A 12,074-nucleotide genomic window follows, 5' to 3' on the forward strand; every position below is an offset into this window, starting at 1 on the left:
GGAGGGGGCTTGCCCCCTCCCACATTTGCCCCCATTTCAAATCAGGCAATCAGCGCCCCTTAATCACCAGATCTGCCGGAGTCTCCCCCACCGCCTGCCAGTTCGGCCGGTACATCGACTCCACCTGCGGCGGCGGCACTCGATACGTCCCCGGCGTCACAGCACGCGCCAGGTACAGCAGGTGCGTAGTCCCCGAACCGTCCAGGTTCATCGCCGCCACATAACGGTCATCCCTGAACTCCTGATGCTTGAGCGTCGAGTTCTGCATCGACTCACGCCATTCCTTCACCTGGCTGCTGGCGTTCTCCAGGCTGGCGGCACTTTGCGCCAGGTTCTGGTTTTCCAGCTCTAGGCCGGCCGGCAGCAAGTCCACCACCAGGGCATCTGGCACCCGTTGCTTGGCGTTCACCGCCAAGTGCACCAACACCAGATCACCACTGTTGAGGTTGCGCAGGTTCAGCGGCTGGCCATTCATGCCCAGATACTCGCGGCGGATGCTCAAGTTGTCACCGCCCGCAGCCGGAGGCACTTGTGGATAACCCGAAATCGTCAACTGCTGGTACACAGGCGTATCGCCCTGATTGCTCAAGGCGAGGTCGCTGGACAGCTGCTTGCCGTCCAGTGCCAGGGTCGACTGCTGGTTATTCAATTCCTGCACACCGCCACTGCCGGTCAGCGACACCTGCCAGTTCGCCTCAGGCTTCGCGAACCCCAACCGCCCGGCGAGGAACAGCGAATTACGCTCCTGGGTCGACAGGTACGGGCTGGCCGCCAACTGATCCGACAGCGCGAACAAACGCTCCTCGCGCTTGCCCTTGGCCAGGTCATTTTCTTCGAGCAGGGCCAGAATCATCGCCTGGTCGCGCAACGGGCTGCCGTAGTCGGCCAGCCATTCATTGGCATTGCGTTGCGTCGCCAAGCCGGCGAGCAAGGCCTGATCGGCGCGCGGCTGGTCGCCCATCTTCTGCAGCGCGACAGCCAGCTGCACCAACGGCAGACCGGAGCGCGCCTCGCTGCGTCGTTCAAAGATGCTGCGCAGCGCGCCCAACGGCGCCTGCTGACTGCGCGCCAACACCATACCGGCGTAGGCCTGCACGGCAAAGCGAGTGTGGTCGGCGTTGTCGCTGTAATCGACCTCGATCAGGTTGCGCTCCTGCACGTACCGCAGCAGGCGCTCGCTGGCTTTCTTCAAGGCCTCAGGCGGCACGGCGAAACCCTGGTCGCGGGCGCGCAGCAGGAAGTCGGTGACATACGCGGTCAGCCAGTATTCCTCTTCGCCATCGGCGCCCCACAGGCCAAAGCTGCCGTTGTAGCGCTGCATGCCCAGCAGGCGTTCGACGCCCAATTCGATCTTGCGTTTACGCTCGGCATCCGGTTCACCCTTGATGCTCAAGCGCTTGAGCAAGGCATCATCGGCATACAGCGACGGGTACAAGCCACTGGCGGTTTGCTCCAGGCAACCGTAAGGGTAAGCCTTGAGCGCCGAGATCTGCGCGCCGAGGTTCAAGGGCGGGCGGCTCGACAGGCTCAGCAGCGCTTCACGCCCTGAGATATCGAATTGGTCCAATGCACCGGCGGGCAGGCTCCACGCATCGCTTTTGAGCACCGCGCGGTAATGCTTGAGCAGCGCCGGGTACGCGGGGCGCACGCCCAGGGTCCATTCGCGGCTGAACGGCGGCAGGTTTTCACCCGGCAGGTCGAGGCCATTCACGGTGACTTTGACCTTGCCCTGCCCCAGGCCGCCCCAGGCTTTCACCGGGATACGCAGGGTGGTGCGCTGGCCCTGCTTCAACTCGACGGTTTGCGCGCCACTGTTGACCAACTCCAACTGCCCTTCGGCACTCAGTTGCACCTCCAGCTTCTGCGCCTTGCCCGACAGGTTGGACAGGTCCAGCGCCACGCTGGTCTGGTCGCCACCGGCGAGGAAACGCGGGGCCGACAGCTCGGCAATCAGCGGTGCAGCAATCACCGTTTTGGCTTCGGCCATGCCGTAGCGGTCATCGCTCCAGGCCTGGGCCATCAGGCGCAACTCACCGTTGAAGTCCGGGATATTGACGCTGACTTCGCCCTCACCCTGCTCGTTCAAGGTCACCGGCGCGCTTTGCAGGGCGACGATGGTCACACTGGTGTCCGGGCGCTTGCCGCCCTTGGCCAACGCTGCGTCACCCCCGAATGCCAGGCTGGCCAGGCGGCCGTGGCCGGCTTCGATCAACTGGCCATAGATGTCGAACTGGTCCACGCCATAGGCCTTGCGGCCAAACAGGCTGGAGTACGGATCGGGCGTCGGGTATTCGGTGATATTGAGAATGCCCACGTCCACCGCTGCCACCAGTACATGCACGTGCTTGGGCACGCTGCCATCGGCATTTTTGGCGGCAATTTTCACCGTCAGCGGCTGTTTGGGGCGCATTTTTTCCGGCGCGGTGAGGGTCACGCCCAGCTTGCGCTGGGTGCGATCCAGCGGCAGATGCAGCAGGCCCACGGCACGTTTGGGGGTGATATTGGCTTTGCGCTCGCCGGGGCGAATCACCAGCGCGCTGACATACAGGTCATGGCGCGACCATTTCGGGTCGAGCTTGACCGCGAAACTCTTGCCCTCGGCCGGCACGTCGATTTCCTGCCACCACAGCGGGCCTTCGGCGGATTCCACCAACAGGTAGCCCTTGCCGGCTGCCGGCGGCGTGACGGTGACGTTGGCGGTATCGCCGTCGCCATACGCGGGTTTATCCAACGCGAGTTTGACCTGATCGGGGCGCACGGCGCCGCCTTCGGTATTGTCCTGGGCCTGGTAACCGGCCCAGAAGCGCAGGCTGCTGACCAGGCCGGTCTGCGGGTCTTCGACCTCGACACGGTATGGGCCCCACTCCACCTGGAAGCTGACCTTGGCGGTGTCGCCAGCCTTGATGTTCAGGGTCTGTTCATCGAGGTTGAGGAATTTCTCGTTGAAGTGGTAGCTCCAGCCGTCATTCTCCGAGTAGTTCCAGTAGTAGTCGCGGCGCTCGCGCACCAGGCGCACCTTGAGGTTCTGCGCGGCGAGTTTCTGCCCGTCCTGGTTGGCCAGCAGCACTTCGAATTCCGCCGGACCATCGCCATTGGTTTCCTTGCCGTCAAACAACCCGCGCAGGCCCGGCAGCTGCCCGGCCGGCCAGATCGGCTGCACCAGGCGCCGGGTGATCGGCCGCCCGCCGGACTCTTGCAGGCTGGCTTGCACGATCAGTTGCAGCGGCGACTTGGCCTCGGCCCATTTGCTTTCCAGGGTCAGGTCTTCCTGGCCCTTGGCGTCGAGTACCGTCTCATCCAGCTCGAAATCCTGACTCAGTTCTTCTTCGGTCACGGAGCCGAACTGGTAACCCGGCAGCGCCTTGACCGCTTCACGCAGCGGGCGCACATACACCTGGCCGCTGACCCGGTTGCCCGACGCCGGCGCACCGTAGAGGTAACGCCCGTTGACGTGAATGACCGGGTTGTCGGCCGGGCTCAACGCCGTGTCGCTGCCCTTGAGTTCCAGCGCCAGGCGCTCGGGCAGGAAGTCTTCGACGAGGAATTCATACAACTGCGGCTTGCCGTCGCCCAGGTCGAACACCAACTGCCAGCGCCCGGTGGGTGCTTCGCTGTTCAACTGCAACTGGTATTGATAGAGGCCGGACGCATCGGCATCCCACACAAACTTGCGGCTCACCTGCTCATCCGGGCGGCGCACTTCGACGCTCACCGGCTGTGGCTTGACCGCGTTGCCGTCCTTATCGCGCAGCAGGGCATTGAGCAGCACGGTTTCGCCGGGGCGATACAGGTCGCGCGGGCCGAACACAAAGAACTGCAACGGGTGCGAAGGTTGGCCGCCGATATCGAACTCGGCCAGGTCCAGCGCGGCGCTGTCCAGGCGCAGCATGCTGGTTTGCTCACCCTGCTTGGCCAGCAACACCTGGGCTTTTTTCGGCAATGGCAGCTCGGCGTGGCCACCCTTTTCGGTCTTGCCCTGGCCCACCACGCGGCCATCGGCATCCAGCACTTCAAGGTCGACGCCATCCAGCGCCTTGCCGCCTTCGAGGGCCTGGGTAAACACATCCAGGCGATTGGCGTAGCGGTGCACCGACAGGCCGATATCACTCAAGGTGAACAGCGTGGCCGGTTGCGAATAGTTGTAGGTGCCCGAGGCGCGCATCACCGCCAGGTACACGCCCGGCTGCTGCAATTGCTTGAGGCCGGCGATCGGCAGCAACAGCGTTTCGCGGGTATTGCGCGCAGGGTTCAGGTCGAAGCGCCCGCCGTAGACCAGATCGGCCAACGGCAGCAATTCGCGGGATTCATAACTTTGCAGGCTGGTGTTGCGGCCCCACTGCGCGAGGAACGAAGGCAGGGATTCGGGCTTGATGCGGAAGAATTCGACGTCGATCTTGTCGACGTTCAACGCGATCACCGGCAGGCCTTCGGCCAGGCGCGTCGGCAGCAAGGTGCCACGGCTGGCGAAGCCGACGGTGGCTTGCAGGTCACGGGTTTCCAGACGGGCGCTGTACTCGGCAGCGAGCTTGTTGTCGTTGACCGCCTTGACCCCGGCATCCACCGTCAGCACCAGCTTGCGCTGCGGTTCCAGGTGGCGCAGGCGCAGTTCCATCAGGTTGTCGGACAGCTCCCACGCGCCATCGACCTTGCCCGATTTGCTGTCCACCAGGTGCAGTTTGTCGGCGAACTTCTGCTCCGGATCCAACGGGATGGAAAAGCTCACCGACAAGGTACTGGCCCCGTCCAGCTGCACTTCGGACACGTCCACCACGCTCAACTCGCGCCCGGCGTAACGCTGTTTCAACGCCGCCACATCCACCGCCGCCTTGGCCGGTTTGGGGGCCGCCACTGCGGTTGGCGCAGGCGGAGCAGCCGGTTTATCGGAGGAATCGCAGGCGCTCAGCAGGGCCAGCGCGCAAGCCAGGATCAGTCCTTTGTTCAGCATGGGGCACTCGTAGTGAGAGGGGTCCGAGGGATGAACTATATATCAGCGTCGGCCAAGCCGATGTGGCGCTGGTCACATTGACCGACGGAGGGTGGTTTGGTTCTGAGTGCTCTCAAGCTCAAGACAAATCCCACAAACAGTGAGGATCAAATGTGGGAGGGGGCTTGCCCCCGATAGCGGTGGTTCAGCAAAAAATATTTGTCTGATACACCGCCATCGGGGGCAAGCCCCCTCCCACATTAATCCACCCCAGTTACAATGCCGCTCCCCAAGGAGCCCCCATGCCCACCCTACTCACCGACTGGCGCCACCGCCCGACCCACCGCCGCGTCTGGGCCCTGGCCGCGCCGATGATCCTGTCGAACATCTCGGTGCCGCTGGTAGCCCTGGTCGACAGCATGGTCATCGGCCACCTGCCCCACGCCCACCAGCTTGGCGCCGTGGCTGTCGGCGCCAGCCTCTACACCTTCCTGGCCTGGGCCATGGGCTTCCTGCGCATGGGTTCCACCGGCTTTGCCGCACAAGCTGCCGGGCGCGGGGATGGCGCGGCGCTGCGGCAGATTCTGTTGCAAGGCCTGCTGCTGGCGCTCGGCCTGGCGATGTTGCTGGGCACCGTCGGTATTCCCTTCAGCCACCTGGCGCTGGAATGGATGCAGCCCTCCCCCGAGCTGAACCAACTGACCCAGGATTTCTTCCACACCCGCCTGTTCGGCCTGCCTGCCGCCCTTGCCAGCTATGCACTGGTCGGCTGGTTCCTGGGCACACAAAACGCCCGTGCGCCGCTGGCGATTTTGCTCACCACCAACCTCGTCAACATCGCACTGAACCTGTGGTTTGTACTGGGCCTGGATTGGGGCGTGGTCGGTTCGGCAAGAGCGTCCGTCGTGGCCGAATGGACCGGCGCCCTGCTTGGCCTGGCCATGACGCAAAAAGCCCTGCGCGCCTACCCCGGGCATATCGCCTGGGCCGCGTTGAAAGTGTGGGAGAGCTGGCGCCCGTTGCTGGCGGTCAACCGCGACATTTTTATCCGCAGCCTCGCGCTGCAATCGGTGTTTTTCATGATCACGGTGCAGGGCGCGCGCCTGGGCGATGCCACGGTGGCGGCCAACGCGCTGCTGCTCAACGGCCTGCTGCTGACCGCCCATGCGCTGGACGGCCTGGCCCATGCGATCGAAGCCCTGTGCGGCCACGCCATCGGTGCCCACAACCGCCAAGCCCTGCGCCGCTCGCTGGTGGTGGCCGGCGGCTGGTCGCTGCTCGCCAGCGTGGGTTTTGCCCTGCTGTTCAGCGTCGCCGGGCACCTGTTTATCGCCATGCAGACCGACATCCCCAGCGTGCGTGCAACCGCCGACCTGTACCTGCCGTACCTTGCCGTGCTGCCGTTGATTGCGGTGTGGAGTTATTTGCTGGACGGCCTGTTTATCGGCGCCACCCGCGCGCGGGAAATGCGTAACGGGATGCTGCTGACGGTGCTGCTCACGCTGCCATTCGCCTGGGCCTTGCAAGGGCTGGGCAACCACGGGCTGTGGCTGACCTTTTTGCTGTTCATGGCCTTGCGCAGCCTTACTTTGTGGGCGATTGCCTGGCGATTGAACCGCCAGGACCAGTGGCTTGGATAAACGCCGTGACCCGATCCAGCACCGGCGCCAGCCAGCGCAGCGGCTTGGAAATGGACGCCACCAGCGTCGCGTGACTGGTCTTGGTGAAATAGAAGGTTTCGACCGGCACTCCGGCCTCGCTCAGTTTTTTCGCCAGCCCACCAGTGTTACGCGTCGGGTTAACGAGGTTGTCATCGATCGAGGCGATCAACAGGCTTGGCGGCGCAGCGTGGCTGACGTGGTTGATCGGCTGGGATTCGGGCGGTGAATCGGGGAAGAAAAACACCGGTTTCACGTCCGGATTTTCAATCGGCAAGAAATCATACGGCCCGGCCAGGCCGATCCAGCCTTTGAATATCGACGGCGCCAGGCCCACGTCTTTCAGCCACCGCGCATCCAGCGCCAGCATCGAGGCGTTGTAGGCACCGGAGCTGTGGCCCATCACATACAGTTGATCGAGATCGGCGCCGTACTCGGCGATGTGCTGGTGGGTCCAGGCCACCGCTTTTGCGCCGTCCTGGAGAAACGCGGGGTAACGCACTTGCGGGTAGAGCCGGTAATCAGCGATCACCACCACAATCCCACGTGAGGCCAAGGCTTCGCCGACAAAACCGTAGTCATCCTTGGAACCGCTGTTCCAACTGCCGCCGTAGAAAAACACCACCACGGGCGCATTCGGGATCTCAGGGAGGGGACGGTATATATCGAGCTTCTGGCGAGGGTCGTCGCCGTAGGCGATGGAAGCGGTTTTGGTGAAGGTGCTTGAAGGCGTCAGTGCGTTAAGCACTTTGATCGGCGAGCAGGCCGCCAACAATGCGGCGATGGCCAGGGTAAAGACCTGAAAGAACTTGCTCGACATTGCTCAGCCCTCACACAATTTCAGGATTAGCAGTGCTTCAAATGTGGGAGGGGCGGTGCGACGATTCGACTTGCCCCCGATGGCGGTGGATCAGCTAACACATGTATCACTGATGCACCGCTATCGGGGGCAAGCCCCCTCCCACAGTTGGATTTGTATCAACTCAGCTTACGAGGACAGGTAGGACGAGCGCGTCAGACCCAGGCGCAACGCATCCAGGAACTGGGTGCGCTCGCTGGCACTGATCTTCGCGCTCGCACACTTGTCCCGGTAGTGCGTCATCAACTCCTCCGGCGACAAGTGCACATAACGCAGCATGTCTTCGATGGTGTCGTGGGTCTCGATGCCGGCGCTGTACACCGAACCGTCTTCACGCTGGTAGATGTTCACCGAATCGGTGTCACCAAACAGGTTGTGCATATCGCCAAGAATCTCTTGATACGCGCCGACCAGGAAGATCCCCAGCAGGTAGTCTTCACCCTCGTTCAAGGCGTGTACAGGCAGGCTGGTCTCGATGCTCTGCTCGTCGACGTACTGCTTGATCTTGCCGTCGGAGTCGCAAGTCAGATCCTGCAATACCGCGCGACGCAGCGGCTCTTCGTCGAGACGGTGCAACGGCAGGATCGGCAGTACCTGGCCGATGGCCCAGGTGTCGGGCAGGCTCTGGAAGACCGAAAAGTTGCAGATGTACTTGTCGGCCAGCTTGTCGTTGAGTTCGTCCAGCACCTGGCGGTGCGAGCGCTGGCGGGCTTTCAACGAGTTGTGCAGGCGGCGGCACACGGCGAAGTAGCACTGTTCGGCCAGGGCTTTTTCGGCCAGGGTCAGTTTGCCGTCGGCGTACTGGGTGGCCACGTCGCTCATGTAGTGAGTGGCGCGCCAGTAGGTTTCGGTGACCATCTCGATGTCGGTCGGGCCCAGCAGGTCTACCAGCCATTGCACGGTTTCCGGCAGGCTTTCCTTGTTTTCGATCAGCGGGATTTCGTCGTTGTGTTTCTCGACGTCGGTGACCTGCACCACCAGCATGGCGTGGTGGGCGGTGAGGGAACGGCCGCTCTCGGAGAAGATGTTCGGGTGCGGCAGGCTCTGCGCGTCGCAGAATTCCTTGAGCATGCCCACGACAACGCCGGCGTAGTCGTCCATGTCGTAGTTGATCGAGCTGGCGTTACGCGAGTGGGTACCGTCGTAGTCCACGCCCAGGCCGCCGCCGACGTCGATGTGGTCCACCGGCAGGCCGAGGTTGCGCAGTTCGCCGTAGTAACGAATCGCTTCCTTGAACCCGTGCTGGTAGTCGGCCAGGTTGGCGATCTGCGAACCCATGTGGAAGTGCAGCAGGCGGATGCCCTGGTCCAGGCCGGCGGCGCGGAAGCGCTCGACCACGGACAGCAGTTGCGCGGCCGACAAGCCGAATTTGGACTTTTCGCCGCCGGTGTCCGCCCATTTCGACGACGCCAGGGACGACAGGCGCACGCGGAGGCCGACCTGTGGCTTGACCTTGAGGCTGGCGGCCTCTTCGATCACCAGCTCAACTTCGGATTCTTTCTCGATCACGATGAACACATTGTGGCCGAGCTTCTGGCCCATCAGCGCGAGGCGGATGAACTCACGGTCCTTGTAACCGTTGCAAACGATGGTGCCGCCCTTCGGTGCCAGGGCCAGCACGGCCAGCAGCTCAGGCTTGGAGCCGGCTTCGAGGCCAATGGAGACGTTCTGGGTGGCGATGATGTTCTCGATCACCGCTTCCTGCTGGTTCACCTTGATCGGGTACAGCGCGGTGTACTTGCTCTGGTATTCCAGGCGTTCGATGTTCGAATCGAAGGCGCCGGTCAGCTGGCGTACACGGTCTTGCAGGATATCGGGGAAGCGCACCAGCAACGGCAGCGAAAGGCCGCTTTTGCGCAACTCGTCGACTTGCTCGTAGAGGTCGACGGGCGTGCTGTTCGGGCCGTTCGGACGGACTTCAACGCGACCGGCTTCATTGATCGCGAAATACCCGGCCCCCCAATGGCGGATCCCGTAAACACTGCGGCTGTCCGCAACTGTCCATTGGCTGCCATCGTCTTTGCGTGTGCGTCGTACGGACATCGAAGTCCCCTATAAATGAAGGCGAAGGCGCCACCTCAAGCGGAGGCTGGCGCAGTCTAAAGAATGAAAATGACGATTTGCCTGTAAGGGAGGTAGACCTCGCCAGCAGGACAGAGTTTAGCCACAGGTTGGGAAGAGGCTGTCAGCCGCCGGACTTCTTGGCCTTGTAACCGAGCTTGATCAGCTCGGCCAACAGCAATTCGACGTGCTCGCCCTGGATTTCGATGACCCCGTCTTTCAACGCGCCACCAGTGCCACAGCGCTTTTTCAGCGTGGTGGCGAGTTCCTTCAGGGCATCTTCGGCCAACGGCACGCCGGTGATGGTGGTCACCGTCTTGCCGCCACGGCCTTTGCTCTCGCGGCGCACGCGGGCAATACCGTCGCCTTCGGGGATCAGGGTCTGTTTGCAGATGCACGAATCCACGGGCTGACGACAGTCCGGGCAGTGTCGACCTGCATCGGTGGAAAATACCAGGCCGCCAAGGGCGGCGAAGGATGCGGCTTTTTTGGCCACCGGCAATCCTCTTGGGAGGATGGAGACTGATCGGTCTGCGCCAAGGGCATGGACCGACCGCGAAGCCCCACTCAGGCAGGGGCAGCGCTACCGGCCCGCCAAGGCGGTCCGGGTGAAAAGTCGCGCAGTGTAACGGCAAAAAGCCGACTTGCTAAGAGCCAAATAGCGCCAATTTATGCAACTTTAGCGACGCAGGGCCAGATAGCGCCGCAAGCCCTCTTGGGCGTCCGGGCAGTAGGGCTTTTGTTCGGCCTCTTGCAGGACTGTTTCAATCGGTAAAAAGCGCGCTTCCATGACCTCTTCGGGCTGCAGGCGCAGGGGCCCGTCCCAGGTCGCGGAGTAGGACCGGCACCAGAGCCGACTGTCGCCATCCTCGAAATAGAAATGGTCGTGTTCGACCAGCTCTACCCCGCCAACGCCCAATTCTTCTTCCAGTTCCCGGGCCGCCGACGCGGCGTAAGACTCACCCGCCGCGACCATCCCGCCCGCCGCCGTATCCCAGAAACCCGGATACATGGCTTTGCTCAGGGTGCGCCGATGCACACACAGCTCGCCGCTGGAGTTGAACAGGAAGATAAAGGTGCAACGGCCGATCAGGCCGCGCTGGCGCAGGTCGGACCTGACCAGGTGGCCGAGCAGGTTGTCCTGCTCGTCGACCCAGCAGATCAGTTCGGCATCGGAGGCCGCGCGGTGGGCGGCCTCCTTTTGAGTCGCGTCCATCATCAACCCTGGTTGAGCAGCTGACGCAAGTCGATCACAGCAGCGTTAGCCCGGGAAATGTAGTTGGCCATCACCAGCGAGTGGTTCGCCAGCACGCCAAAGCCGCTGCCGTTCAGGATCATTGGGCTCCACACCGGCTCCTGCGAGGCTTCCAGCTCACGAATGATCTGGCGCACGCTGACGGTGGCGTTCTTTTTCGCCAGCACGTCGGCGAAGTCGACCTCGATGGCGCGCAGCAGATGGGACAAGGCCCAAGCCTGACCACGGGCTTCGTAGAACACGTTGTCGATCTGCATCCATGGGGTTTCCACCACTTCCTCATCGACTTGCGGCACTTCACCCGGCGCCAGCGCTTCGGTTTTCAGTGCGGTGTTCAGTTTGACCCGGCCGACGCTGGCCGACAGGCGTTGCGACAGCGAACCCAGGCGGGTAGCCACGTCACCCAGCCAATTGTTGAGGTTGTCGGCACGCGCATAAAACAGCGCGCCGCGCTGGTTCGGGTCAGACAAGCGGGCTTCGTAGCGGCTCAGGGAATTGATGCCTTCCTGGTACTCGGACTCACTGGACGGCAGCACCCAGCTCTTGTTGTCGAAGTTGAAGCGCGGCTCGGCCTTGGCCAGGTCGGCGTCTTCGGCCGACTGCGACTGGGAGCGGGCGAAGTCTTTACGCAGGGCGCGGGTCAGGTCGCGCACTTGCACCAGCACGCCGTATTCCCAGCTCGGCATGTTGTCCATCCACAGGCCTGGGGGGAAACGGTCGTTGGAAATATAGCCACCAGGCTTGTTCAGCAAGGTGCCGACCACAGTCTTGAGGGTTTCGACGGTGGTGTAGCCCACCACCATCTGCTTGCCTTCCTTCTCGGCAGCCAGTTGCGCGTTTTGCTGGACCGGAAACAGTGCCGGCTCCTCGCTCCAGTACCAGCCCAGAGCGCCGGTGACCAACAGGTACAGGCCGAGCACGCTCAGCAGGGCCCGGCTCATCAGCAGAGTACGCAAATAGCTGCGGTTGGCCGACTTGGGCTCAGGCGCGGGGCCTTTGGCACTGCCTGCACGGTTTTTCCAGTCCAGCATGGCGATATCCTTTCAATCACTTGAGTTCATGCACTTGAATTGATGGCGTGCGTTCAAACACTCCGACCACAACCCTACCCCATCGTGCCCGCCCATGCGGGGCTTTTCACCAAACGGGCGCGCGCGAGGCGTTCGACTATAAAGGATGCACGTTTTTTACGCTGCGCGACCAGCGGGTCAGTAACTGAATATCTAGAGCACACAGTTAATTGATGTGTGACACTCATCCGCTGCAAAAGAGGTGCTAGCATAGAGCCATCAGTTCGACCTCAGCATGCACCCTAAC

At 62.6% G+C, this 12,074-nt stretch carries 7 protein-coding genes; 1 reads left to right on the forward strand and 6 read right to left on the reverse strand.

Annotated elements, in window-relative coordinates; genetic code table 11:
- Window positions 1–49: 49 nt before the first annotated feature.
- Window positions 50–4,945 (reverse strand): alpha-2-macroglobulin family protein, encoded by a 4,896-nt coding sequence (locus AC0IYH_RS19355; protein ID WP_471835767.1) that lies wholly within the window; start codon window positions 4,943–4,945, stop codon window positions 50–52.
- 281 nt (window positions 4,946–5,226) lie between these two features.
- Here AC0IYH_RS19355 and AC0IYH_RS19360 point away from each other — a divergent pair, with 281 nt between their 5' ends.
- Window positions 5,227–6,564 (forward strand): MATE family efflux transporter, encoded by a 1,338-nt coding sequence (locus AC0IYH_RS19360; RefSeq protein ID WP_471835769.1) that lies wholly within the window; start codon window positions 5,227–5,229, stop codon window positions 6,562–6,564.
- Here AC0IYH_RS19360 and AC0IYH_RS19365 read toward each other — a convergent pair.
- The 5 genes from AC0IYH_RS19365 to AC0IYH_RS19385 form a co-directional block, all read right to left on the reverse strand.
- Window positions 6,509–7,402 carry an alpha/beta hydrolase gene (locus AC0IYH_RS19365; protein WP_471835771.1) on the reverse strand — a complete coding sequence of 298 codons (894 nt, stop codon included), beginning with the start codon at window positions 7,400–7,402 and terminating at the stop codon, window positions 6,509–6,511. The two genes, AC0IYH_RS19360 and AC0IYH_RS19365, sit on opposite strands and share 56 nt — an antisense overlap.
- 168 nt (window positions 7,403–7,570) lie before the next feature.
- Window positions 7,571–9,484, reverse strand: coding sequence for an arginine decarboxylase (gene speA / locus AC0IYH_RS19370; RefSeq protein ID WP_101266093.1), 1,914 nt, complete (start codon window positions 9,482–9,484; stop codon window positions 7,571–7,573).
- Window positions 9,485–9,626: 142 nt separating this feature from the next.
- Window positions 9,627–9,998 (reverse strand): translation initiation factor Sui1, encoded by a 372-nt coding sequence (locus AC0IYH_RS19375; protein ID WP_471835773.1) that lies wholly within the window; start codon window positions 9,996–9,998, stop codon window positions 9,627–9,629.
- A 183-nt stretch (window positions 9,999–10,181) separates the two neighbouring features.
- Window positions 10,182–10,718 (reverse strand): NUDIX hydrolase, encoded by a 537-nt coding sequence (locus AC0IYH_RS19380; RefSeq protein WP_116627677.1) that lies wholly within the window; start codon window positions 10,716–10,718, stop codon window positions 10,182–10,184.
- Between the two features lie 2 nt (window positions 10,719–10,720).
- Window positions 10,721–11,788, reverse strand: a complete 1,068-nt coding sequence (locus AC0IYH_RS19385; RefSeq protein ID WP_116627255.1) for a DUF2333 family protein — start codon at window positions 11,786–11,788, stop codon at window positions 10,721–10,723.
- Between the last annotated feature and the right edge of the window lie 286 nt (window positions 11,789–12,074).

The sequence above is a fragment of the Pseudomonas sp. AC463 genome (genome assembly GCF_979253585.1).

Excerpts from the sequence above, each read along its gene's own strand:
- AC0IYH_RS19355 (WP_471835767.1), bottom strand. The coding sequence starts at position 4,945 with ATGCTGAACAAAGGACTGATCCTGGCTTGCGCGCTGGCCCTGCTGAGC.
- AC0IYH_RS19360 (WP_471835769.1), top strand. The coding sequence starts at position 5,227 with ATGCCCACCCTACTCACCGACTGGCGCCACCGCCCGACCCACCGCCGC.
- AC0IYH_RS19365 (WP_471835771.1), bottom strand. The coding sequence starts at position 7,402 with ATGTCGAGCAAGTTCTTTCAGGTCTTTACCCTGGCCATCGCCGCATTG.
- speA (WP_101266093.1), bottom strand. The coding sequence starts at position 9,484 with ATGTCCGTACGACGCACACGCAAAGACGATGGCAGCCAATGGACAGTT.
- AC0IYH_RS19380 (WP_116627677.1), bottom strand. The coding sequence starts at position 10,718 with ATGGACGCGACTCAAAAGGAGGCCGCCCACCGCGCGGCCTCCGATGCC.
- AC0IYH_RS19385 (WP_116627255.1), bottom strand. The coding sequence starts at position 11,788 with ATGCTGGACTGGAAAAACCGTGCAGGCAGTGCCAAAGGCCCCGCGCCT.